Raw genomic sequence first — 26,389 nt, 5'->3', positions numbered from 1 at the left:
CCTAAGACAATTTGATACAGGGACCGGCAAATCAGTAGATTCCGGCGTCCAGTCCCGCCGCAGCCAGCATGCCCAACTCCCGGCATTCGTCGACGAATGCGTCCTGCCAGTCGCCCCGGCAGATCAAGGGATCGCGCATCGGCTTCCAGCGCAGGCCGGTGGCGATGCTCTCCACCGCCCGTCGCGTTCCCGTTCCATCCAGACCGGCGCGGATATACAGCGCGAAGGGCAGGCCCTGCTTCTCCTCGATCACGCCGTAATAGGTCCGGTCGAAGAAATCCTTCAGCGCGCCGGACATGTATCCCAGGTTTTCGGTGGTGCCCAACAGGATGCCGTCGGCCGCAAGCACGTCTTCCGGTCCTGCCTCCAGGGCCGGTTTCGCGACGATTTCCACGGCACCGTCGCCGCCTTCCCGTGCGCCGTCGATCGCGGCATCGCGTAGTTTTCGCGTATTGGGTGACGGGGCGTGTGTGACAATCAAAAGCCGTTTCATGAGCCGCCGTTAGCTGTTTCGGACACTCTTCCTACAGCGTGTCGTTCGTGATGGATCGAATCAACCGCAAACCATTTCCAGAGCTTCCATAGACATAAGATTTTCCCGAAAAAATCCCTAAAAACAAAAAGTTGACGGACGTTTCGCAGAGGCATAGCGAGATTTGAATGGATCATTCACACGGGGGGTCGCATGAATAGGCGGTGGGGGTTGTTGGTGGCGGCGGGCCTGGTTCTGACCGGGTGTCAAACGGGAGGAGAGGCGGAGCGAGCGGTTCTGACGGGGAACTATGGCAGTGTTGCCGGGACGGCTCGGGATGAAAGCTCCTTCGCCGCATTGGATACGTCGGAGGTCTATAATCTCTGCGACGCCTATCTGAAATTTCGCCGGTACGAACCCTTCTTTACCTGCCACGACGTCCTGACCCAACGCGTCGCCGCGAAGGATGGATACATCAAAACTCGCAACGACGATGTCTTCCTGAACGCCGACCCCGCCGGCAATTACATGAATCGGCCCTATGGCCAGTTCTATCTGAAAATTTTGAAAGCCGAGGCTTTGCTGGGGCTGGGCCGTAACACCGAAGCCCTCACTCTGGCGTCTGAGGCGGATCGTCTGGCGGTCGAGAACCAATTTGTGGATCGCCCATCGGAAGACAACCGCGAACTCATGGCCCTGTTCACCTTGGGCGTCAGCGAAGGGCAAAGAGGGTCGACGAATACGCTGGTGCGTGCCCGGTCGCTGGGGGTGGTCGGTATGGCGGCCGCACGAGTGGGTGACACGGCTAGGGCCCAGGACGCGATCACCGCGTTGAAGGAGCTCGATACCGGCGGTTTCTTCACGCGCGCGACCGATTCCGGACGGCGCCACTGGCTCGCCCGCGTGCAATACGATATGGGCGATTTTGCCGGCGTGGTGGAATCCCTGGAAGGCAGCGGCAAGGTCGGGGCCGGCGGCGCCTTGTGGGAGATACTGGTCTTGCATGCGAAGTTGAATCCAATCGCCTATCCGCTTTACGCCGCCTATGGCATGTCGCCGCAAACCTGGGAGTTCGTGCAGGGCTTCGAAGGGGAGTTGATGCTGAACCGGGCGAGGCTGCGGGTCGGTAAGGTCGACCAGGCGAAAGCGGGTTTCCAGGAGATCCTCGCGGAGCCGCGATCCAAGGATTTTGGGGAGCTGCATTATCTGGCGCTGCATGGTCTTGCGGAGAGCCTGGCCGCGAAGGGTGATTATGCGACAGCGCTGGTACTGTTCCGCCAGAGTGCGGATGTGATCGAAGCGCAGCGGTCCTCCATTAACATCGACGCCTACAAAGTCGGTTTCGCCGGTGACAAAACAGCGCTGTATGCCGACGCTGTCGCAGCGGCCGTGGCGGCAGGAGACGGGGCCGCCGCGCTGGAATTCGCCGAGCGTGCCAAGGGGCGGGCGCTGGTCGATCTGCTGGCACAACGTACCGAAATGACGAAAGGTCGGCGCGATCCGGTTCAGACCGCTTCGCTTCTGACTGAAATCGACCGGCTGGAGAAACAGAGCCTCCAGGCCGCCACGACCGTTGATGGCGCGACCCTGCGCGCCGCCGCGCTGGACAAATTGTCCGCCGTTGATGCCGAACTGGCCAGTCTGGTTGCGGTCCGTCCGGTGCCGGCTGAAAAGATCCAGGTCCTATTGGGAGCGGACGAGACCCTGTTGGAATTCTTCTTCAATCCGGGCGCGGACAAGGTCTTCGCCGTGATAGCGACCCGTGACAAGATCATTGCAAAGGAACTGGAAGCGCCGGGCTTGGAGCGTGAAGTGGTGGCTTTGCGCGAGGCCCTGCGGCGGGCCAAGGGTGAAACTTGGCGCCGACATGCCGCCGCGCTATTCGATCTGCTGATCCGGCCGGTCTCGGGCGAGTTGCGCACCGGGATGGTATCGATCGTACCGCATGGCGCGCTGCACTACCTGCCTTTCGCCGCCCTGTGGGACGGGAGCGGCTATTTGATGGATCGCCACAAGATCCGCCTGCTGCCCAGTGCCAATGTCCTGCCCTTCCTGAAGACGGAGGGCATCCAGAGCGATGGTGCAGGGTTGCTGATTTTCGGAAACCCGGATCTGGGCGATCCGAAGTTCGATCTGCCTGGTGCCCAACGGGAATCGATGGCCATCCGCGCCTCATTCGACAAGGCTCATGTACTCTTGCGCGACGTAGCGACGGAATCCGCATTCAAACGAACTGCGTCCAGCTTTGGCATGCTGCATCTGGCGAGCCATGGGGAATTCGTGGCGAATGATCCGCTGAGCTCACGATTGTTGTTGGCGCCGGGGGAAGGGGATGACGGCAGTCTGACTGTGCCAGAAATCTATGGTCTGGCCCTGAAGGCTGACCTTGTGACCCTTTCGGCCTGCGAGACGGGCCTGGGCGATGTATCGACCGGGGATGATGTCGTCGGGTTGAACCGGGGCTTCCTCTATGCCGGTGCCCGCGGGATCGTGTCCAGCTTGTGGTCCGTATCAGACGACGCGACAGAGGCGTTGATGCGCGTGCTCTATGCCGAGCTAGGCAAAGGCGCTTCCCATGCGGATGCGTTGCGACAGGCACAAATCGAAACGCGCCGTCGCTTCGAGCATCCTTTCTATTGGGCCGCGTTTCAACTGACTGGGGGGTAAGAGGGGGGAAGTATGCCTATGGGCGGGATCAGCGCAGATAGAATTGAACCCGCCGGTTGGCATCGGATTCCGGGTCGATGGGATCGATCGGCGCGGTTTCGCCGCGTCCGATGATCTGCAGGCTCAACGGATCGACGCCATAACGGTCGGTCAGATAGTCTCTGACCGATAACGCCCGTCTCTTGGATAGTTTTAGGTTATAGGAATCGCTGCCTACCGCGTCCGTATGGCCCTCGATCACCAGGATCCGGTCGCGCATTTCCGGGAAGGCCAGCATGCGGGCGAGCTCCGACAGAAACGGGGCGTCGCGCTGAGAGATCCGGTCGGAATCGAAGTCGAAGCGAATCCGATACCCGACAACGCCGCCGCTTTGTGCGGGGGTGGTTTCCGGACTGGCACCGGGCAGACCGCGCAGCCCGCCACCGTCTTTGGCGCCGCTCCTGGTCGCACCCCGGGTCAACCCGACGCCATTACTTTGCGGGCCGGTCATGGCGTCCATCAAATCTTCGGCGGTCGCTTCGCCCGGTTCGAAGAAACGGATGGTTTCGGCGTGACCGGTGGCGGCCGAACCCAGAACGGCTACACAGGCGGCGGTTATCAGTATGAAATTGCGCATCATTCCCTTCCCCGACGTGGCCCCGCATCATAAACGCTTATGGAGGGGGGAGGCACGGAAAACCCGGCGGCGCGCAAAATGGTGACCCTGTCAGAAGCGGGCGTTGGCCTGTCCCCCCTGATCCAAGGCCCGTCGGTAGACCAGTTTCGCGGCGACCAGATCCTCCATGGCAATGCCCATGGCTTTATAGACCGTAATCTGTCCCGACGACGTTCTGCCGGGGGCCGCGCCGTTCAACATATCGCCCAGTGTGATGGCGATCGACGGGTCCAATCCATCCAACTCGGCACAGCCGACCGGTTGCGGCCTGAACGCGGCTTCGTCTTCCACGAAAAGGGTGTTCCGGCGGATCAGGTCCTGCGGCAATTCTCCCGGCCAGGGCGTGTATCCGACCGAGGAGACGTGCGTGCCAGGTCGCACCCAATCGGTTTCGATCACGGGCTGGTAAGCATGGCTGCACAGGCACACAACGTCGGATCGCCGGACCGCCGATTCGACATCGCGTACGGCGCGGGCATTCGGGACCGTTGCCGCCAGATTCTCGGCATCTTCGGGATAGAGCGAACAGATCTGAATCTCGTCGAAATCCCGCACCAGGGGCAACAGATGCAGATGTTGCCGCCCCTGGACGCCCGCGCCGATGATGGTCGCGACCTTGGCATCCTGGCGCGCCAATTCCCGTACGGACAGAACTGCCGCCGCTGCCGTCCGGATGGCGGTGATATAAGTGCCGTCCATGACACAGACCGGCATGCCGGTATCGGCGTCGAACAGGGTGATCAGCGCCAGGTGGTTCGGCAGGTCGAGGTCCAGATTGCCTTCGAAGACGCAGACCATCTTGACCATCATCGGGCCCCCCGCCTGCCAGGCCGGCATGGACAGCATGAAGCCCTTTCCCGGGACGGCGATCTCCGGCCGGTCGGGCGTCTGAATTTCGCCGCGTCCTAGGGCCTGGAAGCCCTCCGCCAACCCATCGATCAGGTTTTGCGGGTCGAGAAGTCTCTCGACGTCGGCTTCGCTGATCGTGAGAACGGATTGTTCGCCTTTCACGATTTCGGCGGCGCTTCTGCGATGGGGGCGTTCCATGGCCTGGCTCCTGTCACTAAGGTTATCGAGGATTTGCTAGAACACCGATAGGATGCCTGTGAGTAACGGGTTTCAAATGAGTTCCCCGCCATATGGCATAACCAAAGGTAATGACGTTGATGCGAAAACTTCCCTCCTTTTCCGCGCTGCGGGCCTTCGAGGCGGTGGCGGCGACCGGCAGCTTTACGGCGGCGGCGGCGGAACTGGGGGTCACCCAGGCGGCGATCAGCCGGCAGATCAAGGCGCTGGAGGAGGTGTTGGGGGTGCCTCTGATCGTCCGGCGACCGGGCGGCAACGACCTGACAGAGGCCGGTCGGGCACTCTATACCCCGCTATGCGACAGTCTGAACCGGATCGAGGAGGCGGTTCGTTCCGTATCCGCCTGGCCGGCGCGCGCGATGCTGACGGTCAGCGTCGCCCCGTTCTTCTCCTCGGTCTGGTTGACGCCCAGGGTCATGGGGTTCATTGGCGCCAATCCCGATATCGATCTGCGTCTGCACCATTCCTATGCGCCGCCGGATTACGCGCGCGAACGGGTCGATCTGGGGATCAATTGGGGAAATGGACAATGGCCGGGCGTCGAGGCGGTCAAGGTGATGGATGGCGGATTGACCGTGGTCGCTGCGCCGGGCCGGGTGGACCCGGCCCTGCTGCGGAACGGACCGGGCGCGCTGATGGCGGAACGCCTGTTCTATGAGTTCGCCCGGGCCGACTGGACCCGGTGGTTCGAGGAGGCCGGTGTTGCAGGGTCGGAAGGATGCGCCGCGACCCGGATCGACGACACCCACGCGCTGCGGCGGATCGCGCTGAACGGCGATGGATTCGCGCTGCTATGCCACGATCTGGTTGCCGAGGATCTGGAATGCGGACGGCTGGTACGGCCTTTTCCAATCACGGTCGATACCGGTGCCCATTACTTCCTGAATTTTCCGGTTCGCGCGGATCTGTCCGGTGCGGCGAAGCGATTCCGGACATGGCTGCTGAAGGAAAGGACAGGGCCGGCCGCGCGCGCCTAGATCCTGGTCAGATATCCAGGATCAACTTCCCGCCCTTTGCCCGGGATACGCAAACGCACATCAGCTCGTTGTCCGCCTGCTCGTCGGGGGTCAGCACGCTGTCACGGTGGTCGATCTCGCCTTGCAGCACGTCGACGATACAGGCACCGCACACCCCTTCGGTGCAGCTATAGTCCACACTGACCCGGTTCTCCAGGAGCACGTCCAGAATCGACTTGTCCGCCGGAACGGACAGGGTCTTGCCGCTTTGCGCCAGTTCCACCTCGAACGCGTCGGACGGGCCTTCCAGGGCGCTGGGATCGGCGGAGAAGCGTTCGAAATGGACCTGGGAATCCGGGAAATGGGCGCGGCCCACCTCCAGCACGGCAGCCAGCAGCGGTTCCGGGCCGCAAACATAAACATGGCTGTCTTTCGAGGCAGCGCCGAACAGCGCTTTGAGGTCGATCAGACCATGGGTGTCGTCAAACCGGCATTCCAGCGCGTCGCCGAGCCCCAACCCCTCGAAAGCGGGTTGAAACGCAGCATGGGCCCGGCTGCGGGTCAGGTAATGCACCTGCTGCGATTGGCCCAGCTTGGCGAGACGCGCGGCCATGGCATAGATCGGCGTCGCCCCGATGCCGCCCGCAATCAGAATCGAATGCGTGGCGCTTTCGTCCAGGGTGAATTGATTGCGCGGTCCGACCAGGGACAGTTCCGTGCCCGGCGTCAGCGCATGCATCGCGCGCGAACCGCCCCGGCCGGTATCCTCTCGCTTGACGGCGACGCTGCCCCATGTGCCGTCCGGGTCCCATTGCCACAGCGAATATTGTCGCTGCAGGCCGCCGGGCAGGGCAACGTCCACATGCGCACCGGCCTGTGCCGCGGCAAAAGGCGCGCCGCCGCGCGCTTCGAAGGTGAAACTGCGCACTTCGTCGGACAAATCCGATACGTCTTTTAGGATCGCGGGAAAGGGAAGGGGGGTCATCGCGCACTCCGTAGTCAGATCGCGGGGCGGGCGTTGCGGATAGAGCGGGCCTTCGGGCCCGGTCACGAAGGTCGGACGGTGCCGCAATCCGCACCGTCCCGCAAGCGCGCCGAGCGCCGTTCCATGTTCCTTTTGCGACGAAGTACGCTTGCGTCAAACTCATTCGTGTGGACTTACTGACTCGCCCTCTGGTTTCGGATCGGGAAAGATGGGATGAGACGACCCTACGATCTGCCGCCGCTGACAACGCTCGCCGCCTTTGAGGCCGCGGCCAGGCACGGCAGCATGAAGGACGCCGCCGCGGAGCTGAATGTCACGCCGGGCGCGGTCAGCCGCCAGGTAAAGGCGCTGGAATCCGAGCTGCGCCGGCCGCTTTTCGTGCGTGTCCATCGGGGCATCGAACTGACGCTGGACGGGGCGGAACTGTCGGAAGCGCTGGCGCGCGGCTTCACCCATGTCGCCGATGTCTGCCGGCGCATCCGGGATGCGACCGACGGGCCCAGCCTGACCATCGGCGTGACGACCGCCTTTGCCGGGTTCTGGCTGATCCCCAGGATCGGTGCCTTCTGGCAGGATCATCCGGAAATCACGGTCAATCATGCGGTGTCCGACGACCCGATAGATCTTCGGCGCGGACCGGTGGATCTGGCGCTGCGATACGGGTTGAGCGACTGGCCCGGAACGGACCGGATCAAGCTGTTCGGGGACCGCCTTTTTCCGGTTTGCTCGCCCGCCTTCAAGGCGGCCCATGCCGGCGTCCGGGCGGGCGATCTGTCCCGCCTGCCGTTGTTGCGGCTGAAAGGCGTCGACCCGGCCTGGATCGACTGGGACAGCTTCCTGGCCTGGGCCGGTCTGGGGCCCATCGAACGGCCTAAGGGCGGCCGCAGCTTGAACAATTACACGGTGGTGATTCAGGCCGCGCGGGACGGGCAGGGGGTTGCGCTCGGCTGGGAGAGGTTGGTCGGCCCCATGATCGAATCCGGCGAGTTGGTGCGGCTGACGGATCTGGCCATGCCGGCCCCCGGCGCGCATTACCTGGCCTGGTCGGCGGACCGGGTGGTGACCCCCGCCATGGCCGCCTTCCGTGACTGGGTCATGACCCAGTAGAAATGCGATTGAGCTGACTTCAATCGACATTGCGGTTTTTCGCTATTGAGCATGGCGGCCGTTCGGCAGTACCGGTCGTACAGCAATCGCCAATCTGCGGAGGTCCGTTATGCCCCTGGATACCGTCGAACTCGACAATGTACTGAAACCGATCGGTCAGGCGACGGGGCTTCCCAACGCCGCCTATATAGACCCGCAAACCTTTGAACGCGAAAGGCAGAAGGTCTTCTTCGAGACCTGGGCGGGGATCGGCTTCGGCAAGGACGTGCCGCGCACCGGCGACGCCGTGCCCGTGGATTTCCAGGGCATGCCGCTTCTGATGTTGCGCGACCGGTCGGGCGCGGTCCGGGTGTTTCAGAACATCTGCCGTCATCGCGGCATGATCCTGGTCCAGGAGCCGACGACGATCCGCGGCGTCATCCGCTGTCCGTATCATTCGTGGTGCTACGGGCTGGACGGCAGCCTGCGCACGACGCCGGATGTCGGCGGGCCGGGCGTCAACGAGCATCCGGATTTCAACAAATCGGAACTTGGGCTGGTCGAGGTGCGCGCGGCCATGTTCCACGACGTCGTCTTCGTCAACCTGTCGGGCGACGCGCCGCCGTTCGAGGAATATGCCGCCGAACTGATCGGGCGCTGGTCGGAATTCGACCGGCCGATCTTCCATGGCGGGCCGGAAAGCTCGTTCCAGCTCGAGGTGAAATGCAACTGGAAACTGGCGGTCGAGAATTACTGCGAAAGCTATCATCTGCCGATGGTCCATCCCGGCCTGAACAGCTATTCGCGGCTGGAGGATCATTACCATATCGAGCAGGACGGTAAGTTTTCCGGCCAGGGCACCTTGGTCTACAACCCTCAGCTCGACGGATCCGGCCGGGCCTTCGTGAATTTCGACGGCCTGTCGGACAAATGGGATATGGCCGCGGAGTACATCGCGCTCTACCCGAATGTCCTGTTCGGCGTTCACCGCGACCATGTCTATGCCATCCTGTTGGAACCGCATGGATTCGACAGGACCGTGGAGCGGGTCGAAATCTATTATGCGTCGGAAGCGATGCTGGACGGCAATTACGCCGATCTGCGCGACCGCAACGCCCGGCAGTGGAAGGGGATTTTCGTCGAGGATGTCTTCGTCGTCGAAGGCATGCAGCAGGGCCGCCACGCCCCCGGATTCGACGGTGGCCATTTCGCCCCGGCAATGGATGGGCCGACCCATATGTTCCACCGCTGGGTCGCGGGCCGGATGCGCGCCTGAGGCGCCGAATGCGCCCCGGTCGCGGCGGCGGTGAATGGACGGCGTAAGGCGCATTGACAAGCGCCCCCCGAAGCCGCTATTGCACCGCCTCCGACAGACCGTAGCGGCCCGTCATGCGGAGGGGTGGCAGAGCGGTAATGCAGCGGATTGCTAATCCGTGACCGTGTTAAAGCGGTCCCCGGGTTCGAGTCCCGGTCCCTCCGCCATTTTCCCGATCGTAAGATTTATCTTCCCCGCCGGGGGCCGATGCTTGGCCCTGTCGCTGTGTGGGGCTGGTAATCGGCATCGGCTGATTTCTGAGCCGTCCCCGAGCAATCGGAACCTTCTGAAGAGTGGTCAGGCGTGTGGCGCCTAGGCGGCCTCCTCGCGCAAAGGCCGGGCGGCTTTGCTGACCCATTCCATGAATATGCGGGCGGCGGGTTTGTGGTGGCTGTCGGGCGCGCAGGTCGCCCAATAGGACGTGCCGAAATCGTGGCCGCCGCCCGGCAGGGGAACCAGCCTGCCTTCCATGACCAAGGCCGATGTGATCGACCGCCATCCCAGCATGACGCCCCGTCCGTCCAGGGCCGCCTGCACGGCCTGAATGTAGTTGTCGTAGACCTGTTTCGGTCCCTTCGGACGCGGAAGCGCTTTCAACGCGAGATATTCGGACCAGCCGGGCCAGCCATAGCTTTGCGGTACACGTACATGGATCAGCGTCGCGTCCCGCAGGTTTGCCGGATCGTCCTTCAGCGCGGTCATGACCTTGGGGCTGCCGACCGGGCAGACCCGTTCCGGGAACAACAGTTCGGTCACGCCGTCTTCCGACGGTTTGGTCGTGTAGCGTAGGGCGATATCGACCCCGGCCGCGAAATGCGGCAGGTCGGAGGGCGGCGCCTGCACATTGACCATGATGCCCGGATGTTCGGAGTAGAAGCCGGCGATGCGGGGCATCAGCCATTGGGTCGCCATGCCGAGCGTACAGCACACGGTGACCTGTCTTTCGGCCAGTCCGGCAGCAAAGCGGATTTCTTCGATGGCGTCCGAAATCTGGGCCAGACCGCTTCGGGTCGATCTGGCCAACCGTTCGCCGGCTTCGGTCGCGACGGCCGGCTTGACGCTGCGGTCCACCAGTTGGGCGCCGACATGGTCCTCCAGCGCCCGGATCGCTTGCGATACCGCCGGTCGGGTCACGTTGAGCTCTGCCGCGGCGAGTTGCATCGACCCCAGCCGGTGTACGGCATCGAAGATCGTCAACAAGCGAAGCGGGGGCAATCGGTCCATGGAAAGTAAACCTTTAGATTAACATAGGGTTAGTTTTATCCGCCTTTTCCCGCACTGCAAAATAAGATTGCTTTCCGGCGTTGACCACGACCCGAGGCCGCCCCCGATGAGCTTCTTGAATTCCGCGACCAGTGCCGCCGATGTGATCCTTGGAACGACCGGTCTTACGGTCCCGCTGTCGTCCGGCCCCAGATACTTCAACTATTTCTGGTTACGGGACAATTGCCCGTCCAGCTTCAGTTCCGAAACGCGGGAGCGGACCTTCGATATCTTTCACCTTGATGCACCGCCGACCGCGCGTTCGGCCTATCTGGACTGGGATGCGCTGGTGATCAACTGGGCGGAAGAGGATCACGTGACACGCATGCCGGTCGCTTGGCTTGAGGCCTATGCGGAAGGTAAGCGCCGGGCCGATCCCGCCGATCTGCCGCGCAAGGCCTGGTATGGGGATCATTACGACGCTGTAGCCCGTTTCACCCATGCGCAATTGCTGTCGGACAAGACCACCGTGCGCGACTGGCTGGAGGCGATCCTGGTCGAAGGAATCGCGATCGTGCGCGACATGCCCGATTCCGATGCCGCCCTGACGGAACTGGTGGAATTGATGGGGCAGGTGCGGCCGACTTTCTTCGGCACCTATTTCGACGTGCGCACCCATATCAAGCCGACGAACTCCGCCTATACGGCCGGGGCGCTGGAACTGCATACGGACACGCCGGCGGAAGAACATGCACCCGGCGTCCAATTCCTGCATATGCGCGCAAACACCGTCACAGGCGGACGGAATCTTTTCGGGGACGGCGTCGCCGCCGCCGAGGATTTTCGCCGCATCGATCCCGAAGGGTTTCACTTGCTGGCCGAAACCGACGTGCCCTTCTATTGCGAACACGACACCTATGACATGCGGTCCCATCAGCGGATCATCGAGTTGGACCGGCATGGTGCGGTGGAAGGGGTGACGATCAGCCAGCACATGCTCGATCTCATGGACCTGCCGCAGGAACAGCTCGACGCCTGGTACCCGGCATTTTGCCGCTTCGGAAAGTTGCTGCAGGACGACCGGTATATCATGCGGTTCACCCTGAACGCCGGTGAATGCATTGTGTTCGACAACCACCGCATCGTTCACGGTCGCGCGGCTTACAGCGCAACAAGCGGTGAGCGTTATCTGCGGGGCACCTATGCCGACCGGGCCGAAATGCGCTCAAGCTATCGCGCATTGGTGACCGAAGGCCGGTTCAAGGCGAGCAATTCCTAGCGCCTTCGTCGTCGGAAGGTCCATGTATTCGCCGCCGTTCGAGCTGTCGGTTCGAACGGCGCGCTACCTTTGGCTGGGCGGCGCTGGAAGGGGACGTGGTTTTCGACGTACGTTTTCGATCTTCTGGCATTCAGGTGTGAAATTTAATTTCGTTTTCAGGTTCGTCATTGACCGTTTCAGAAAATCCGTCAAACTATATGCAAATGGGTATAGTTTGCCCGAATACGAATATCCCGGTCAGGGGTGCGAAAACCGATCCAATTTCCAGAGGGAGGAGACAAGATGAATCGCAAGTTTGTATGCGCCACGCTGGCCGCGGCGCTGGTTTCGGGTGGCCTGGCGGCCGGCAGCGCGGCGGCGGACGAGGTGACGCTGCGCGGCACGACGGCTTTCGCGCAGGGTACGACCTTCTCTCGCCCCTATGAGGCCTTTGTCGAATGGATCAACGAGAACGGCAAGGGCGTGCTGCAGATCCAGACCGTCGGCGGTCCGGAAGCCATGCCGCCCTTCGAAGTCGGCAATGCCGTGTCTACCGGTGTCGTCGACATCGCGAATGTCACGGCGGCCTTCTACACAAATATCCTGCCGATGGGCGACGCCCTGAAACTGGCGGAGAACAGGATCCAGGATCAGCGCGCGAATGGCTGCTATGACAAGATCGACGCGATGCACCAGGAGCAGATGAACGTCAAATATCTGGGCCGCACCGGGGATCACATCAGCTTTCACCTGTACCTGACCAAGCCGTTGGCCGGCGCCGATCTGTCCGGTCTGACGATCCGGACCACGCCGGTCTATCAGGCGATGTTCGAAAAGCTGGGCGCGACGCTGATCCGTACGCCCCCGGGCGACGTCTACACCGCGCTGGAGCGTGGCACGATCGACGGCTATGGCTGGCCGATCCAGGGCGTGCTCGACCTCGGTTGGGACGAGCAGACCAAATACCGCGTCGACCCGGGCTTCTATCAGGTCGATGTCGATGTGCTGGTCAACCTGGACCGTTGGCAGTCCCTGTCCGACGAACAGCGCGCGCTGCTGGAAAAAGGCATCGCCTGGCTGGAAGAGCGCAACGCCGAGAATCTGAACATCAACCAGGCCGAAGCGGCGAAACAGGCCGAGGCCGGCATCGAAGTCATCGAACTGGATGGCGGCGATAAGGAAAAATGGCTGAACACCGCCCGCGACGCCGGGTGGGAGAAGGTGGCCGCGATCGACGCGGACACGGCGGCGGCCCTGCAGTCCTGCATGCGCTGACCGTAAGGCCATGCGTTTTCTGGTATCTGTTCACCAGCGGATCGTGACCGCGTTCGCCATCGCGGCGGGCGCGGTCCTGACCGCCATGACGCTGGCCCTGATCGTCAATGTGGCGTTCCGGGCGATGGGCTATGGCGGTCTCTACGGCATGGTGGACGCGATTGAGTTGGGGTTGATGGCGGCGACCTTCCTGGCGGCGCCATGGGTCCTGCGGCGCAACGGGCATGTGGCGGTGGACATCGTCCTGACAACCCTGCCCGAGACCGGGCGCCGCAGGCTGACCGTAGCGATGATGCTGTTCGGTGCGGTGATGTCGGCGGTCCTGTCCTGGTCGTCGATCACCGCGCTGGTCACCGCCGTCGAACGCGGGTCGATGGTGCGCGGCATCCTGGTCTTTCCGGAATGGGTGCCCTTGATGGCCCCGTCGATCGCGGGCGTGCTGCTGGCGGCGGAATTCATCGCCAAGGCCATGGCCCAGCCCAGAATCGAACGCATGCAGACGGGATTGTAGCATCATGGATTGGATCATGATCCTGGTGGCGATGCTGGGCGCGCTGGTCGTGTTGCTGGCCCTGGGCCTGCCCGTCGCCTTCGCCTTTATCGCCGTCAATGTCGTGGGCGCCTTCTTTATCCTGGGGGGCGAGAACGGCTTGGTACAGATGGCGCGCAATGCGACGCGCTCCGTCTCCAACTTCCAGCTGGCGCCGATTCCCTTGTTCATCCTGATGGGCGAGATTCTGTTCCAGTCCAGGGTGGCGCACAGGGCCATCGATGCCATTGAGCGGATCGTGACCCGCGTGCCGGGTCGCCTGTCCGTCGTCACCGTCTTCGGCGGCACGATCTTTTCGGCGCTGTCCGGATCGACCATCGCGAATACCGCCATGCTGGGGTCGACCCTGATGCCCAGCATGTTGAAGAAGGGATATCATCCGACGCTCGCCATGGGGCCGATCATGGCGTCGGGCGCGATTGCGATGTTGATCCCGCCCTCGGCGCTGGCGGTGCTGCTGGGCAGCCTGGCGGGGATCTCAATTTCGAAACTGCTGGTCGCGGGCATTCTGCCGGCGATCCTGCTGTCGACGCTGTTCGTGATCCTGATCGTGTCCGCTTCGGTGGCGAAGCCCGATCTGGCCCCGGCGGACGATCTGCCGGACATGACCCTGTGGGAGCGCTGGCGGCCGTTCTGCATCTATGTCCTGCCGCTGTCAGGCATCTTCATGGTGGTGATCGGCAGCCTGCTGATCGGCATCGCGTCGCCGACCGATGCCGCGGCGCTGGGCTGTCTGGCGGCGGTGGTGGCCAGTGCCGCCTATCGCTCCCTGTCGCTCGACAATCTGATCGCGGCTGTCCGTGAGACTGTGCTGCTGACCGTCATGATCATGTTCATCATCGCGGCCAGCCAGACCTTCAGTCAGATTCTGTCCTTCAGCGGCGCGACGTCCGGCTTGATCGGGTTGATCAACGGCTGGGATCTGACGGCGTTGCAGGTGCTGGTGGGCATGATCCTGATCCTGCTGTTCCTGGGCTGCTTCATCGACCAGGTCAGCATGCTGATGGTGACGATCCCGATCTTCATTCCGCTGGCGAAAGCGGTCGGGATCGACGAATTGGTGCTGGGCGTCGTCTATCTGCTGACGATGGAAATCGCGCTGCTGACGCCGCCTTTCGGGCTGCTGCTGTTCGTCATGCGCGGTGTGGTGCCGGAATCGATCCGGATGAAACAGATCTATGCGGCCGTTGCGCCCTTCCTGACAATCAAGCTGCTGGTGCTGGCGCTGGTCGTCGCGGTACCGGCGCTGGGCACATGGCTGCCCGCCCTGATCACGCGCTAGAGGAGGCATCCGATGGCCGAAAGATCTTTCGTCAAAGAGGTTCAGCAATTGCGCATCGGCGCGGGTGAGGAGTTCCGCGGCGAGGGCATTCTGGCGATCACCAAGGCGCTGCTGGAGGCGGGTGTCGGCTATGTCGGCGGCTATCAGGGGGCGCCGATCTCGCATTTGATGGACGTGCTGGCGGACGCGCAGGACATCCTGGCGGAACTGGGCGTGCGGTATGAAGCAAATGCGTCGGAAGCCGCAGCGGCGGCGATGCTGGCCGCATCCGTGCATTACCCGATCCGCGGCGCGGTCGCGTTTAAATCGACGGTGGGCACCAATGTCGCCTCCGACGCGCTGGCCAATCTGGCGTCCGGCGGCGTGACCGGCGGGGCGCTGGTCATCGTCGGGGAGGATTACGGCGAGGGTTCCTCCATCATGCAGGAGCGCAGCCACGCCTTCGCGATGAAGTCGCAGATCTGGCTGTTGGATCCGCGCCCGAACTTGCCGTCCATGGTGCAGGCGGTCCATGACGGGTTCGAGCTTTCGGAAGCCTCGAATACGCCGGTCATGCTGGAGGTACGCATCCGGGCCTGCCATGTCCATGGCCGCTTCACCGCCAAGGACAATGTGCCGCCGCCCCTGTCCGTGCGCGACGCGCTGAAGAACCCGCAACGCAAGACCGACCGCATCGTCCTTCCGCCGGCCGCCTTCAAGCATGAGCAGGAGAAGGTGACCGAGCGCTGGCCCGCCGCAGTGAAATTCATTCGCGAGCGTGGGCTGAACGAATTCTTCGGCCCGAAATCGGCGAAGACCGGGATCGTCCTGCAAGGCGGCATGTACAACACGGTCATTCGCGCGCTGCAGCGTCTGGGCCTTGCGAATGTTCACGGCGATACGGCGATCCCGCTCTACGTCCTGAATGTGACCTATCCCCTGATCGATCAGGAATTCCTCGATTTCTGCCGCGACAAGGACGCCGTTCTGGTCGTGGAGGAGGGCCAGCCCGCCTATATCGAGCAAGCTTTCGGCGCCATGCTCTACAAGTCCGGGGTGGTGACGAAACTGATCGGCAAGGACGTGCTGCCGCCCGCTGGGGAATATACCGGGGCCGCGATGCTGGACGGCATTTCATCCTTCCTGAAGGATTTCGACCCGTCGATGTTGCAGGCCAAGGACCGGGCGCCGAACAAGCCAACCCCGGATTCCTATGGCGAAGACCTGACGAAGACGGTGCCCGTGCGGCCGCCGGGTTTCTGCACAGGCTGTCCGGAACGGCCGATCTTCGCGGCGATGAAACTGGTCGAACAGGAAATGGGTCCGCACCAGATCGCGGCGGATATCGGCTGTCACCTGTTCTCTATCATGCCGCCCTTCGAAATCGGTGGCACGACGATGGGATTCGGGCTGGGGCCGGCCTCGAACGCGGCCTTTGACGGTGGCGGCGAACGGCGGCCGATCTCCATCCTGGGCGATGGCGGTTTCTGGCATAACGGTCTGACGTCCAGCATCGGCAATGCGGTCTATAACAAGTCCGACGGCGTCGTGATGATCGTCGACAACTATTATTCGGCCGCGACCGGCGGTCAGGACATCCTGTCCTCCCGGGCTGAGAACAAGTCGAAGTCGACGCAGCATTCCATTGAAAGCGCGGTGCGCGGGGTGGGCGTCAAATGGGTTCGCCAGATCGACCGGACCTATGACGTGACAAAGGTACGGGACACGCTGAAGGATGCCCTGACCACCGACGCCGAGGGACCGAAGGTCATCATCGCGTCGTCGGAATGCATGTTGAACCGCCAGCGCCGGGAACGGCCGGTCCGCGCAAAGACGATGCGGGACGGGGGCCGGGTCGAGGTGCCCAAATTCGGTGTCGACGAGGATGTCTGCACCGGGGACCATGCCTGCATGCGCCTGTCCGGTTGTCCTTCCCTGACGATGAAGAAACTGGACGATCCCTTGCGCGATGACCCGGTCGCGGCGATCGACGAATCCTGTGTCGGTTGCGGCAATTGCGGGGAGGTCGCGGATGCGGCGGTGCTGTGCCCTTCCTTCTATCGTGCCGACACTGTCCATAACCCCGGGCGGTTTGAATCCTGGGCGGCGCGCCAGTCCGCCCGCCTGATCGGCTGGCTGCAGGCCCGCCGGGAATCGAAGCGCCTTAGTTTCGGGGATGCGGCATGATCGACGCGGCAGTCCGAAACTTCACCGCAACGGCCGGCCAGGATCAAACCGAAGGCATTATCAAGGTTGCGGTGCTGGCCGTCGGGGGGCAGGGCGGCGGCGTTCTGACCGACTGGATCGTCGATGTGGCGGAGCGCAACGGCTATCACGCGCAGTCGACATCCGTGCCCGGCGTCGCCCAGCGCACCGGTGCGACGATCTATTATGTCGAGATGATGCCCGCGACGGAACGGGAGCCGGTCTTTGCCCTGATGCCGGCGCCGGGCGATGTCGATGTGCTTGTCGCGGCCGAGATCATGGAGGCTGGGCGCGCGATCACCCGCGGGTTTGTAACGCCGGACCGGACCACGCTGATCGCGTCGAACCACCGGATGTATGCGGTGTCGGAAAAGATCGTGCCGGGCGATGGCCGCGCCGATGTCGATGTGGTGCTGCGCAGCGCGCAACAGGCGTCCCGCCATTTCGTCTGTTTCCCGATGGACAGTATCGCGGTCGAGACGCGCAGCCATATCTCCGCCTGCTTACTGGGCGGGTTGGCGGGGTCGGGCGCGCTGCCCTTCTCCAAGGAGAGTTTCGAGGAAACGATCCGTGCCGCGGGGCGCGGTGTCGAGGCGAGCCTGCGCGCCTTCGACCGCGCCTATGCCGCCGCGACAGGAGAGGCCGAGGCGACCGCATCCGCCCCGCCGGCCTCCGACGATCCGCAAGAGCCGGTGACCGGACCGCGGCGATTGCTTGAACGATGGTCCGCCTTGAACGCCCGGATTGCCGATCTGCCGGAACCGGTCCGCGACATCGCGCGCCGGGGAGTGCGGAAGGTCGTGGATTTTCAGGACCCGGATTATGGCGACGACTATCTGGACGCTGTCGAACGCGCGGCCCTGGCGGACAGCCGGGCAGGCGGGGCGTCGCACGGCTTCGCCTATGCCCGGACACTGGCGAAGTATCTGGCCAATGCGATGGCCTATGACGATGTTATCCGCGTCGCGGATCTGAAGGTTCGGTCCGCCCGGTTCCGCCGGGTACGCGATCATGCCGGCGCGTCCGACAGCAATTTGGTCCGGATCACCGAATTCATGCATCCCGGTGTCGCCGAGATCTGCGGCCTGATGCCGTGGCGCATAGGCGCGGCGGTTGAGGCGCGGCCGGGCCTGTATCGTGTGGTCGATCGGTTGGTGAACCGGGGCCGCAGAATCCGGACGGACTCGCTTCTGCCGTTTCTCAGCCTTTATTGCGTCGGCGGTCTGCGGCGGTGGCGGCGCGGTACCCTGCGCCATCGCCGGGAGAAGGCACATTGGGAAAGCTGGATCGACCGGGCGCAAACCGCATTGCGACTGGATTACGCATTCGCCGTCGAGATTCTGACCTGTCGCCGCTTGGTGAAGGGCTACAGCGATACGTATGCGCGGGGCCTGTCGAAATTCGATCGAGTGTTGGACGGCGCCGATCTGGTGGCCGGTCGACCGGATGCCGCCGACTGGGTGCGGCGACTGCGCGAGGCCGCCTTGGCCGACGAAAAGGGGGAGGCGTTGGACGGCGCGCTGGCGACCATCCGCAGCTTTATCGACGACTCCGTGCCCGGTGCTACGAATTGATCGGCTTTCTGGACTCCTGATATTCCGGTATAGGCGGATTTGAATGATTGATGGGAGGGGGTTCGAACCCATGGCGGATACGGCGGAAAAGATGGATGTTGCGGAGGCGCACGACCAGCCCAGACCGGGAATCGTGCTGGAAAGCATTCTGCCCTATCTGATGAACTGCCTGACATTCCGGATGAACCAGCTCTTGAACCAGGATTTGCGCAAGCTGGGGCTGACGATTTCCAATTGGCGCCTCCTGGCGGTGCTGGACTACAACGAATCCGCCTCGATCAATGAACTCGTCTCCTATGCGATGATTGAGCAATCGACCGTCAGCCGTCTGATCACGCGGATGGAGGAAGAGGGCCTGGTCCGGCGGGACCGCATCGACCAAGACGGCCGGGTGCGTTCCATCTCCATGACGGACAAGGGCCGGGAGATCTACACGCAGGTTCAGTCGATCACCATGGCGCATGCGGAACGCGCGCTGTTGAATCTGTCCGAAGAAGAGAAATCGGCGCTGGAACGATTGATTTCCGTCATGCGCGCCAATCTGGACACCTATCCCCTGAAAGCCTGATCTGCGTTAGGGCGTTGACTCGCCTTTCTGGCGGGGTTAGCGTTTCAGATGGTTCGCGATGCGGACCAGCGGCATTGGCGCCGCGCAAAATATCAGGGCGAAGTGGCCTCCGGATGACTCTGCAATGCGCAGGGCCGTGTGGAAGCCCCTTCGCCCTTTTTCATTATCTGCCGCTGGTTTGTCCATCCGGCCGGTAATGAGACGACGGCCCGGATGTCCTGCTCCCGCATCCTCCGGTCTGGATTTGGGGAGGGGGCAGGGGGAACGATCGGCCGGGAAATCGACGTTCCGCAAGTTGGACGGGTGCAATGACCGCAAAAATACAAGGCGGCAAGACCTGTCCAATCGTGTTGACTGTAACAGGCAGTCCGACGACGGGAGACGACAGGCATGGAGACAACGAATACGACCGAACCTTGGCGTGTCGGCGTACTGTTCTCTCAAAGCGGCTTCATGGCGGTGATTGAGGAGACGCAACTCCGCGGTACCTTGACGGCCATTGAGGAAATCAACGCAGCCGGAGGCATAAACGGCCGCGAGGTAGAGCCGGTCATCTATGACCCGGGATCGGAATCCCGCGCCTTTGGGCGTTTGGCGAAGCGTCTGATGGTAGAGGACGGGGTCAATACGATCTTTGGCTGCTATACGTCCAGCAGCCGGAAAGCGGTCCTGCCGGTGGTCGAACGGCTGAACGGGTTGCTGTGGTATCCGACCCTCTATGAAGGCTTCGAGTATTCCCCGAACGTGATCTATACCGGTGCCGCGCCGAACCAGAACAGCGTGGAACTATGCCGCGTTCTGATGGAAATGTATGGCAAGCGCTTCTTCTTCGTCGGCTCCGATTACATCTATCCGCGCGAATCCAACCGGATCATGCGCGAACTGGTCAAGAACAGCGGCGGCGAAGTGGTTGGCGAGCGCTATGTGCGCCTCGGCGCAGACCGGCGGGAATTCAACGAGATCCTGCGGGAAATGAAGAACGCGCAACCCGACGTGATCTTCTCGACCGTGGTCGGCGATGCGACGGTGCATCTCTATCAGGCCTACAATGATTTCGGCTTCAACCCGAAGGTCACACCGATCGCGAGCCTGACCACGACCGAGGCCGAGATCAAGGCCATGGGATACGATGTCGGGGAGGGGCACATTACCGCCGCCCCCTATTTCCAGGGCATCGGGAACGACCGGAACTCGTCCTTCGTGGATCTCTACAAGCGGCGCTATGGCGAGGACGAGCCGACCAATATGTGCCTGGAAGCGTCCTATTTTCAGGTTCATGTCTTCGCCAAGGCGCTGGGGGAGACGAACTCCATCGACACCGAAATCCTGCGCGCCTCGGTCATCGGATCGGAATATGAAGCGCCGCAAGGCGAGATTTCGATCAACCCGGTTTGCGGTCATGCCGATCTGTGGACTCGGATCGGCCGTGCCAATCAGAACGGACAGTTCGATCTGGTCTTCGAATCGAAAGACCGGGTGAAGGCCGATCCGTATCTGATCGGGTATAGCCGAAACCTGGCGTTCGGCTGAAGGAGACGGCGGCGATGAGCGGTATGATCCATCGGCAGGAAGGCCCGGCCCGGCCACGCGGCGGGGCGGCCGGACGAAGCCAGGGCGCCCAACAAGGCAAGGAGACGGCATCGTCCTTCCGTTTTGCAAATATGTCGGTCGCCGTGATTGTGGATCGCGGCGATGACGGCGAGCGGTTGATCCGCGAACTGCAACGCGCACGGGTCCGGGTTCAGCATATCTGGCCGGTGCCCCCGCAACTGCCCGTCGATTTCGATGTGATCTTCTGCGAGCTGACCGACGATCTTCCCAGCCGCCTGCCATGGGTCCCGGGCGAACCTGAGGCGGCGCTGGTGCTGGTCTCGACCGGGAAAGCGCCGTTGGATTTTGCACTGGTCCGGAATTGCGCGGCGCAGTCCATCTTGCACTATCCGCTGCAGCCGGCCGGGGTTCAGTCCAGCCTGTTTCTGGCGCGCGAACATTTCCTTTACGAACGCCGCCTGCGAGGCCGGATCGATCGGTTGGACGAGAACCTTCGCACCATGCGCAGTGTCGAACGGGCCAAGGCCATTGTCATGCGCATGAAGAACCTGAACGAGGAGGATGCGTATCATTTCCTGCGCCGTCAGGCGATGGAACGCCGGGTGTCGATCGGCAGTGTCGCGAACGCGCTGATTGACTCCCAGGAGATCCTCGGTTAGTCTTTTACTCGGATCGTGAAAAGAACGATCCGAACGAGAGTGCCGACGGCAAGGATGCCGTCTTGAAAATCTAAGGCGAAGCCGCCCCACGATGATTCCGCCGATGCGCGAGTCCGTGGGGCTTTTTGTTGCTTCCCCCAAGATTCGATTCCGGCGGCCGCGCGGCCGTCCATAACACAGTGTTGGCAATGGCGCCCCGAGAACGACCGCATCCCGCGGATCGGCTCGGGGCTTTTTGTGTTTCGGACAGGGAGAATGAGCATGAAGAGAAGAGACTTTCTGATCGGCGCCGCGGCAACCGGCGCCTTCACCGCGGCCCCGCATATCTGGCGCAAGGACACGTCCCTGGCGCGTGCGTCGAATGGCGAAATCAAGGTCGGGGTTCTGTTTTCGCTGACCGGTACGACCGGCATCATCGAGGAATCGCTGAACAAGGCGACGCTGCTGGCGATCGAAGAGATCAACGATGCCGGCGGGATCAACGGCATGAAGATCGTGCCGGTGGTCGAGGATCCGGCCTCCGACCCCGCGACCTTCGCGGTCAAGGCACGCAAGCTGGTCGTCGGCGACAAATGCGTTTCGGTATTCGGTTCCTATACCTCGGCCAGCCGCAAGGCGGTCCTGCCGGTCTTCGAAAAGCGGGATAACCTGTACTGGTATCCGACGCTCTATGAGGGCCGCGAATGCTCCAAGAACGTCATCTATACCGGCGCCGTGCCGAACCAGCAGCAGGATGAATTCATCCCGTGGCTGGTCGAGAAGTTCGGCAAGAAATTCTATCTGATCGGATCGAACTACATCTATCCGAAGGAAGAGAACAATTACTGCAAGAAGCTGCTGGAAGAGCTTGGCGCCGAGGTCGTGAACGAGGAATACGTCCCGCTGGGTCATTCCGAATTCAGCTCGGTCATCAACAAGATCCAGAGCACCCAGCCGAACGTCATCTTCTCCACGGTCGTCGGCGATTCCGTCGTCGCGCTGCACCGCCAGTACCGGGCGGCCGGCCTCGATCCGGACAAGATGCCGATGGCCAGCCTGACGACGTCGGAAAACGAAGTCGCGGCCATGGGCGGCGACGCGGCGGCCGGTCACTTCACCTCCGCGCCGTACTTCATGGTCCACCAGTCGCCTGAGAACGAACGCTTCGTGGAGGCCTACAAGTCACGCTGGGGCGGCGACAAGGTCACCCACTTCGTGTCGGAACCGTCCTACTTCCAGATCTATCTGTTCAAGCAGGCGGTTGAGCAACTGGCGGCGAGCGATATCGATCCGACCACGATCCGCGAGGCGGTGAAAGGCCAGGAACTGATCGCGCCGCAGGGCAAGGTCCATCTGGAAGCCGAGAACCTGCACACCTGGCTGTGGCCGAAGATCGCGATGGCGAAGTCGGACGGCCAGTTCGAGGTGCTGCGCGATTCCAAGGAATGGCTGAAACCCGAACCCTATGCCGCCTATCCCAACCAGCACTGCACCGCCGACGGCCTGGTGCAGAGCTGACGCGCGGATAGCCGCTGAACCCCCGTGCGGTGGCGTCCCGTGTCCTTCGGGACCGGGACGCGCCGCACCCGGACAGATCGGGACATCAGATGGAATTCTTTCTTCAACAAATCATGACCGGGCTCAGCATCGGGTCGATCCTGCTGCTGATCGCGCTCGGTCTCGCGATCATCTACGGGTCGATGGGCGTCATCAACATGGCGCATGGCGAATTCGTGATGCTGGGGGCCTATGGCGCCTGGGCGATGAACGCCTTCTTCGGTGTCGGCCTTCTGCCCAGCCTCATCGTCGTCTTTCTGGGCGTGGGCGCCCTGGGCTGGCTGGTCGAACGCGGGGTGATCCGCTTCCTCTACCGGCGCACCTTGGACACGATCCTGGCGACATGGGGCTTGGGCGTCATGCTGCAGCAGATGATCCGCCTCTCGGCCGGCGGTGAGCTGCGCTATGTCGAAATGCCCTCCGTGCTGACCGGGACGGTCGGCATTCTGGGCGTCGACGTGCCCGGCTATCGCGTATTCATTTTCGTCTTCGTCGCCGCCCTGTTCGCGGTGACCTGGTATCTGATGTTCCGGACGACTTTCGGCACCAAACTGCGTGCCGTGGTTCAGGACCGCAGCGTCGCCTCCTGTTTCGGAATCGACGCCGACAAGGTCTACAGCCTGACATTCGCTTACGGCGCCGGTCTCGCCGGCCTGGCGGGCGCGCTGGTCGCGCCGTTGAAGAGCGTCTCGCCCGAGATGGGGACGACCTATGTCGTCGATGCTTTCTTCGTCGTCGTCCTGGGCGGGGTGCAGAGCCTGTTCGGTACGGTCGCCAGTGCCCTGATGCTGGGCGAGCTGACCGGCGGTCTGGCCTATCTGTGGAACGACACGATCGCGAAGGCGCTGGTGCTGCTCGCGATCATCGTGCTGATCCGCTTCCGGCCCCAAGGCCTGTTCGTCTCCCGTATCCGGTCGTGAGGAGGCGCCATCATGTCTAACGCATTCACCACATTCCTGAACAACCGGACGGCGGTCCAGATCACGGTCTACGCCATTGTCTGCGGCGCGATCTTCCTGTTCCCGCTGGTTCTGGACAATGACTTCCTGCTGAACCGGTATGCCCGCTATCTGGTGCTCGGCATGGCCGCCATGGCGCTCAGCCTGTCCTGGGGTTATGCCGGGATCCTCAATCTGGGTCAGGCGCTCAGCTTCGGCATCGGGTCCTACTGCATGGCCATGGCGCTGAAACTGCGCACGGTTCCGGTCCATACCGGGGAGGGCGGCCTGCCGGACTTCATGGTCTGGAACAATGTCGAAACCCTGCCCTGGTTCTGGCAACCCTTTCATTCCATGCCCTTCGCCCTGCTGGCGGGGATTATCGTCCCGGTCTTCCTGGCCGTCATCTTGGGTTGGTTCATGTTCCGGGGGCGGGTGACCGGCGTCTATGTCGCGATCATCACGCTTGCCACCCTGGTGGTCGGCAACCTGCTGATCATCGACCAGCAACGCTTTACCGGCGGTTTCAACGGCATCACCGATCTGGCGCAGTTGGAGCTGTTCGGCATCGAATTCGACGCCTACAGCAAGTCGACCTATTACCTGGTCGCGGTCTGCATGACGGTCTGCCTGTTCCTGGCGCTGGCCGTGACCAAGAGCAAGGCCGGGCTGATCCTGCAGGCCGTTCGCGACCACGAAGACCGGGTACGGTTCTTCGGCTACGACGTCGCCTGGTACAAGGTGCTGGCCTTCTCCGTCTCCGCCGGGATCGCCGGTGTGGCGGGCATGCTCTACACGGTGGTGATGGAATTCGCCTCGCCGACCTTCCTCGGCGTGCCGCTCAGCCTGTCCATCGTCATCTGGTGCGCGGTCGGCGGCCGGCAGAGCCTGCTGGGCGCGCTTCTGGGGGCGATCCTTGTCGCCGGCATGGAAGGCACCCTGTCGGAATCCGAAACCTTCCTGGACACCTGGACCCTGATCATGGGGGCGGCCTTCGTGCTGGTCGTTCTGTTCCTGCCGAACGGATTGGCCGGGCTGTTCGAAATGCTGCGCCGGCGACTGGCGGCCCAGCCTGCCGAAAAACCGACGGAAGGCGCGACGGACGCCGCCGTCCTTGCCGACAAGGGGGCGGCGGAACGGTCATGACCACACATCTCGAACTCTCGAACCTCGCCGTCAGCTTCAACGGCTTCAAGGCGGTGGACGGTCTGAACCTGAAGGTCGCGAAGGGCGAATTGCGGTGTCTGATCGGGCCCAACGGGGCAGGCAAGACCACCGCGCTGGACCTGATCTGCGGCAAGACGAAACCCACCTCGGGCTCGATCCGCTATCGCGGTCAGGAATTGGCACAGATGGAGGAACATCTGATCGCCCGTTCCGGGGTCGGCCGGAAGTTCCAGGTGCCCAGCGTCTTCAAGCAATTGACGGTGCGGGAGAACCTGGAGGTCGCCTACTGCAAGCGGACCGGCGTCTTCGCCAACCTGATCCGGATCGGCCGCACGCCGGAAAGCGATGGGTTGGAGAAACTGGCCGATTTCGTCGGGCTGGTCGACTTCCTGGATCATCCGGCGTCCTACCTGTCGCACGGACAGACGCAATGGCTGGAGATCGCGCTGCTGTTGGCTCAGGACAGCGAACTGATCCTGCTCGACGAACCGACGGCGGGCATGACGTCCCAGGAAACCCAGAAGACCGCGGATATCTGCAATCGCCTGAAGGGGCGGCACACGATCATCGTGGTCGAACACGACATGGGTTTCGTGAAGGAAATCGGCGACGTGATCTCGGTCATGCACCAGGGATCCATGCTGGCGGAGGGTCGCGCCGACGAAGTCAGCGCCAACCAGAAGGTCCGCGAAGTCTATCTTGGAAAAGTGGGGATCGGTCATGCTTGAGATCAACGGCTTGGACGGGTTCTACGGCAATTCCCACGTCCTGCAGCAAGTCAACGTCAATGTCCCGGATGGCGGTTTCGTCAGTGTGCTGGGCCGCAACGGGGTCGGCAAGACGACCCTGATGCGCGCCGTGCTGGGGCTGCTGGACCGGACGGTCGGATCGATCCGGCTGGACGGCGAGGAGATGACGGGCCTGGCCACCCATATGCGGGCGCGGGCCGGGATCGGCTATGTGCCGCAGGGACGGGGAATCCTGCCGCGCTTTTCCGTCATGGAGAACCTGAGGGTCGGGGGCTTCGCCCGCGGCCCCGGCGACCGGCAGGATCTGGAGGATATCGTCTTCGACCTGTTCCCGGCCCTGAAGGAACATATCGGCCGGGCAGGCGGCAACCTGTCCGGCGGTCAGCAACAGCAACTCGCCATCGCGCGGGCCTTGCTGACCGATCCCAAGATCATCCTGCTGGATGAGCCCGCCGAGGGGATCCAGCCGAACATCGTCGAACAGATCGAGGAATCGATCGTCGCCCTGAACCGCAAGCACGGGATCGCCATCGTGCTGGTGGAACAGGACGTCGAATTCGCGCGCCGCGCCAGCAACACCTTCGTGATCATGGAGAAGGGCTGCGCCGTGGCGACAGGAGCCATCGCCGACCTAACGGACGACCTCGTCCATCGGCACATGGCGGTCTAGGGG

Annotated in this window: 23 protein-coding genes and 1 tRNA gene; 19 read left to right on the top strand and 5 right to left on the bottom strand. The window is 62.7% G+C overall.

Translation table 11 applies throughout. The annotated features are described in order from the left end of the window. Positions 1 to 31: 31 nt before the first annotated feature. Positions 32 to 493: a flavodoxin family protein gene (locus tag ACO06O_RS00745; protein WP_420416018.1), complete on the bottom strand. Its 462-nt coding sequence runs from the start codon at positions 491 to 493 to the stop codon at positions 32 to 34. Between the two features lie 192 nt (positions 494 to 685). On the opposite strand from ACO06O_RS00745, the gene ACO06O_RS00740 reads away from it, so the two are divergent. Next, positions 686 to 3,139 (top strand): CHAT domain-containing protein, encoded by a 2,454-nt coding sequence (locus ACO06O_RS00740; protein ID WP_421875270.1) that lies wholly within the window; start codon positions 686 to 688, stop codon positions 3,137 to 3,139. 28 nt (positions 3,140 to 3,167) lie between these two features. On the opposite strand, the gene ACO06O_RS00735 is transcribed toward ACO06O_RS00740, so the two are convergent. Both ACO06O_RS00735 and ACO06O_RS00730 read right to left on the bottom strand, forming a co-directional pair. Beyond that, positions 3,168 to 3,758 carry an OmpA family protein gene (locus ACO06O_RS00735; protein ID WP_421875266.1) on the bottom strand — a complete coding sequence of 197 codons (591 nt, stop codon included), beginning with the start codon at positions 3,756 to 3,758 and terminating at the stop codon, positions 3,168 to 3,170. 87 nt (positions 3,759 to 3,845) lie between these two features. Next, entirely contained in the window at positions 3,846 to 4,841 is a 996-nt protein-coding gene (locus ACO06O_RS00730; RefSeq protein ID WP_421875264.1) for an ornithine cyclodeaminase family protein, read from the bottom strand. Positions 4,842 to 4,960: 119 nt separating this feature from the next. Between ACO06O_RS00730 and ACO06O_RS00725 the strand changes: the two genes are divergently transcribed. After that, entirely contained in the window at positions 4,961 to 5,857 is an 897-nt protein-coding gene (locus ACO06O_RS00725) for a LysR substrate-binding domain-containing protein (protein WP_421875261.1), read from the top strand. Positions 5,858 to 5,864: 7 nt separating this feature from the next. Here ACO06O_RS00725 and ACO06O_RS00720 read toward each other — a convergent pair whose 3' ends face one another. Next, positions 5,865 to 6,821 (bottom strand): PDR/VanB family oxidoreductase, encoded by a 957-nt coding sequence (locus tag ACO06O_RS00720; RefSeq protein ID WP_421875259.1) that lies wholly within the window; start codon positions 6,819 to 6,821, stop codon positions 5,865 to 5,867. Positions 6,822 to 7,034: 213 nt separating this feature from the next. On the opposite strand from ACO06O_RS00720, the gene ACO06O_RS00715 reads away from it, so the two are divergent. The 3 genes from ACO06O_RS00715 (at position 7,035) to ACO06O_RS00705 (ending at position 9,389) form a co-directional block, all read left to right on the top strand. Continuing rightward, on the top strand, positions 7,035 to 7,928 hold the full coding sequence (locus ACO06O_RS00715) for a LysR substrate-binding domain-containing protein (RefSeq protein ID WP_421875257.1): 894 nt from the start codon (positions 7,035 to 7,037) through the stop codon (positions 7,926 to 7,928). A 109-nt stretch (positions 7,929 to 8,037) separates the two neighbouring features. Then, entirely contained in the window at positions 8,038 to 9,183 is a 1,146-nt protein-coding gene (locus ACO06O_RS00710; RefSeq protein ID WP_421875255.1) for an aromatic ring-hydroxylating oxygenase subunit alpha, read from the top strand. Positions 9,184 to 9,300: 117 nt separating this feature from the next. Then, a tRNA-Ser gene (locus ACO06O_RS00705) sits at positions 9,301 to 9,389 on the top strand. A gap of 145 nt (positions 9,390 to 9,534) precedes the next feature. On the opposite strand, the gene ACO06O_RS00700 is transcribed toward ACO06O_RS00705, so the two are convergent. Further along, complete coding sequence (locus ACO06O_RS00700; RefSeq protein ID WP_421875253.1) at positions 9,535 to 10,446, bottom strand: LysR substrate-binding domain-containing protein; 912 nt, start codon at positions 10,444 to 10,446, stop codon at positions 9,535 to 9,537. Positions 10,447 to 10,552: 106 nt separating this feature from the next. Here ACO06O_RS00700 and ACO06O_RS00695 point away from each other — a divergent pair, with 106 nt between their 5' ends. The 14 genes from ACO06O_RS00695 (at position 10,553) to urtE (ending at position 26,386) form a co-directional block, all read left to right on the top strand. Further along, positions 10,553 to 11,704, top strand: a complete 1,152-nt coding sequence (locus ACO06O_RS00695) for a TauD/TfdA family dioxygenase (RefSeq protein WP_421875251.1) — start codon at positions 10,553 to 10,555, stop codon at positions 11,702 to 11,704. A gap of 282 nt (positions 11,705 to 11,986) precedes the next feature. Continuing rightward, positions 11,987 to 12,958, top strand: a complete 972-nt coding sequence (gene dctP, locus ACO06O_RS00690; protein WP_421875249.1) for a TRAP transporter substrate-binding protein DctP — start codon at positions 11,987 to 11,989, stop codon at positions 12,956 to 12,958. A 10-nt stretch (positions 12,959 to 12,968) separates the two neighbouring features. After that, the gene (locus ACO06O_RS00685) at positions 12,969 to 13,469 is read left to right on the top strand and encodes a TRAP transporter small permease (RefSeq protein ID WP_421875247.1); all 501 of its coding nucleotides are present in this window, start codon (positions 12,969 to 12,971) and stop codon (positions 13,467 to 13,469) included. A 4-nt stretch (positions 13,470 to 13,473) separates the two neighbouring features. Next, on the top strand, positions 13,474 to 14,790 hold the full coding sequence (locus tag ACO06O_RS00680) for a TRAP transporter large permease (RefSeq protein WP_420416030.1): 1,317 nt from the start codon (positions 13,474 to 13,476) through the stop codon (positions 14,788 to 14,790). Between the two features lie 12 nt (positions 14,791 to 14,802). Next, positions 14,803 to 16,956 (top strand): thiamine pyrophosphate-dependent enzyme, encoded by a 2,154-nt coding sequence (locus tag ACO06O_RS00675; protein WP_421875244.1) that lies wholly within the window; start codon positions 14,803 to 14,805, stop codon positions 16,954 to 16,956. Next, positions 16,953 to 18,548 (top strand): indolepyruvate oxidoreductase subunit beta family protein, encoded by a 1,596-nt coding sequence (locus ACO06O_RS00670; RefSeq protein WP_421875242.1) that lies wholly within the window; start codon positions 16,953 to 16,955, stop codon positions 18,546 to 18,548. The genes ACO06O_RS00675 and ACO06O_RS00670 overlap by 4 nt, the downstream gene beginning before the upstream one ends. A 70-nt stretch (positions 18,549 to 18,618) precedes the next feature. Further along, positions 18,619 to 19,116 carry a MarR family winged helix-turn-helix transcriptional regulator gene (locus tag ACO06O_RS00665; RefSeq protein ID WP_421875240.1) on the top strand — a complete coding sequence of 166 codons (498 nt, stop codon included), beginning with the start codon at positions 18,619 to 18,621 and terminating at the stop codon, positions 19,114 to 19,116. 390 nt (positions 19,117 to 19,506) lie between these two features. Continuing rightward, positions 19,507 to 20,646 carry a transporter substrate-binding domain-containing protein gene (locus ACO06O_RS00660; protein WP_421875238.1) on the top strand — a complete coding sequence of 380 codons (1,140 nt, stop codon included), beginning with the start codon at positions 19,507 to 19,509 and terminating at the stop codon, positions 20,644 to 20,646. Positions 20,647 to 20,660: 14 nt separating this feature from the next. Beyond that, positions 20,661 to 21,326 (top strand): ANTAR domain-containing response regulator, encoded by a 666-nt coding sequence (locus tag ACO06O_RS00655; protein WP_420416035.1) that lies wholly within the window; start codon positions 20,661 to 20,663, stop codon positions 21,324 to 21,326. Between the two features lie 261 nt (positions 21,327 to 21,587). Further along, positions 21,588 to 22,823 carry a transporter substrate-binding domain-containing protein gene (locus tag ACO06O_RS00650; RefSeq protein ID WP_420416036.1) on the top strand — a complete coding sequence of 412 codons (1,236 nt, stop codon included), beginning with the start codon at positions 21,588 to 21,590 and terminating at the stop codon, positions 22,821 to 22,823. Between the two features lie 89 nt (positions 22,824 to 22,912). Beyond that, entirely contained in the window at positions 22,913 to 23,782 is an 870-nt protein-coding gene (gene urtB / locus ACO06O_RS00645) for an urea ABC transporter permease subunit UrtB (RefSeq protein ID WP_420416037.1), read from the top strand. Positions 23,783 to 23,794: 12 nt separating this feature from the next. Beyond that, positions 23,795 to 24,946, top strand: coding sequence for an urea ABC transporter permease subunit UrtC (urtC, locus tag ACO06O_RS00640; RefSeq protein ID WP_421875235.1), 1,152 nt, complete (start codon positions 23,795 to 23,797; stop codon positions 24,944 to 24,946). Continuing rightward, positions 24,943 to 25,695 carry an urea ABC transporter ATP-binding protein UrtD gene (gene urtD, locus ACO06O_RS00635; protein WP_420416039.1) on the top strand — a complete coding sequence of 251 codons (753 nt, stop codon included), beginning with the start codon at positions 24,943 to 24,945 and terminating at the stop codon, positions 25,693 to 25,695. Before urtC ends, urtD begins: the two co-directional genes overlap by 4 nt. Further along, positions 25,688 to 26,386 (top strand): urea ABC transporter ATP-binding subunit UrtE, encoded by a 699-nt coding sequence (urtE, locus tag ACO06O_RS00630; RefSeq protein WP_421875233.1) that lies wholly within the window; start codon positions 25,688 to 25,690, stop codon positions 26,384 to 26,386. Before urtD ends, urtE begins: the two co-directional genes overlap by 8 nt. The last annotated feature ends 3 nt before the right edge of the window (positions 26,387 to 26,389 follow it).

Origin of the sequence: Pacificispira sp. (assembly GCF_965228185.1) — a bacterium.
Classification (GTDB): Bacteria; Pseudomonadota; Alphaproteobacteria; order UBA8366; family Aestuariispiraceae; genus Pacificispira.
Note: the sequence above shows the minus strand (reverse complement) of the source record. Positions and strands in the feature narration are given on the sequence as shown.

What these genes read in the sequence shown, in the direction of transcription:
- urtB (WP_420416037.1), top strand. Translation starts at nt 22,913, where the DNA reads ATGGAATTCTTTCTTCAACAAATCATGACCGGGCTCAGCATCGGGTCG.
- ACO06O_RS00710 (WP_421875255.1), top strand. Translation starts at nt 8,038, where the DNA reads ATGCCCCTGGATACCGTCGAACTCGACAATGTACTGAAACCGATCGGT.
- ACO06O_RS00700 (WP_421875253.1), bottom strand. Translation starts at nt 10,446, where the DNA reads ATGGACCGATTGCCCCCGCTTCGCTTGTTGACGATCTTCGATGCCGTA.
- ACO06O_RS00685 (WP_421875247.1), top strand. Translation starts at nt 12,969, where the DNA reads ATGCGTTTTCTGGTATCTGTTCACCAGCGGATCGTGACCGCGTTCGCC.
- ACO06O_RS00720 (WP_421875259.1), bottom strand. Translation starts at nt 6,821, where the DNA reads ATGACCCCCCTTCCCTTTCCCGCGATCCTAAAAGACGTATCGGATTTG.
- ACO06O_RS00650 (WP_420416036.1), top strand. Translation starts at nt 21,588, where the DNA reads ATGAAGAGAAGAGACTTTCTGATCGGCGCCGCGGCAACCGGCGCCTTC.
- ACO06O_RS00735 (WP_421875266.1), bottom strand. Translation starts at nt 3,758, where the DNA reads ATGATGCGCAATTTCATACTGATAACCGCCGCCTGTGTAGCCGTTCTG.
- dctP (WP_421875249.1), top strand. Translation starts at nt 11,987, where the DNA reads ATGAATCGCAAGTTTGTATGCGCCACGCTGGCCGCGGCGCTGGTTTCG.
- ACO06O_RS00660 (WP_421875238.1), top strand. Translation starts at nt 19,507, where the DNA reads ATGGAGACAACGAATACGACCGAACCTTGGCGTGTCGGCGTACTGTTC.
- ACO06O_RS00655 (WP_420416035.1), top strand. Translation starts at nt 20,661, where the DNA reads ATGAGCGGTATGATCCATCGGCAGGAAGGCCCGGCCCGGCCACGCGGC.
- ACO06O_RS00665 (WP_421875240.1), top strand. Translation starts at nt 18,619, where the DNA reads ATGGCGGATACGGCGGAAAAGATGGATGTTGCGGAGGCGCACGACCAG.
- urtC (WP_421875235.1), top strand. Translation starts at nt 23,795, where the DNA reads ATGTCTAACGCATTCACCACATTCCTGAACAACCGGACGGCGGTCCAG.
- ACO06O_RS00730 (WP_421875264.1), bottom strand. Translation starts at nt 4,841, where the DNA reads ATGGAACGCCCCCATCGCAGAAGCGCCGCCGAAATCGTGAAAGGCGAA.
- ACO06O_RS00745 (WP_420416018.1), bottom strand. Translation starts at nt 493, where the DNA reads ATGAAACGGCTTTTGATTGTCACACACGCCCCGTCACCCAATACGCGA.
- ACO06O_RS00680 (WP_420416030.1), top strand. Translation starts at nt 13,474, where the DNA reads ATGGATTGGATCATGATCCTGGTGGCGATGCTGGGCGCGCTGGTCGTG.
- urtD (WP_420416039.1), top strand. Translation starts at nt 24,943, where the DNA reads ATGACCACACATCTCGAACTCTCGAACCTCGCCGTCAGCTTCAACGGC.
- ACO06O_RS00670 (WP_421875242.1), top strand. Translation starts at nt 16,953, where the DNA reads ATGATCGACGCGGCAGTCCGAAACTTCACCGCAACGGCCGGCCAGGAT.
- urtE (WP_421875233.1), top strand. Translation starts at nt 25,688, where the DNA reads ATGCTTGAGATCAACGGCTTGGACGGGTTCTACGGCAATTCCCACGTC.
- ACO06O_RS00740 (WP_421875270.1), top strand. Translation starts at nt 686, where the DNA reads ATGAATAGGCGGTGGGGGTTGTTGGTGGCGGCGGGCCTGGTTCTGACC.
- ACO06O_RS00675 (WP_421875244.1), top strand. Translation starts at nt 14,803, where the DNA reads ATGGCCGAAAGATCTTTCGTCAAAGAGGTTCAGCAATTGCGCATCGGC.
- ACO06O_RS00695 (WP_421875251.1), top strand. Translation starts at nt 10,553, where the DNA reads ATGAGCTTCTTGAATTCCGCGACCAGTGCCGCCGATGTGATCCTTGGA.
- ACO06O_RS00725 (WP_421875261.1), top strand. Translation starts at nt 4,961, where the DNA reads ATGCGAAAACTTCCCTCCTTTTCCGCGCTGCGGGCCTTCGAGGCGGTG.
- ACO06O_RS00715 (WP_421875257.1), top strand. Translation starts at nt 7,035, where the DNA reads ATGAGACGACCCTACGATCTGCCGCCGCTGACAACGCTCGCCGCCTTT.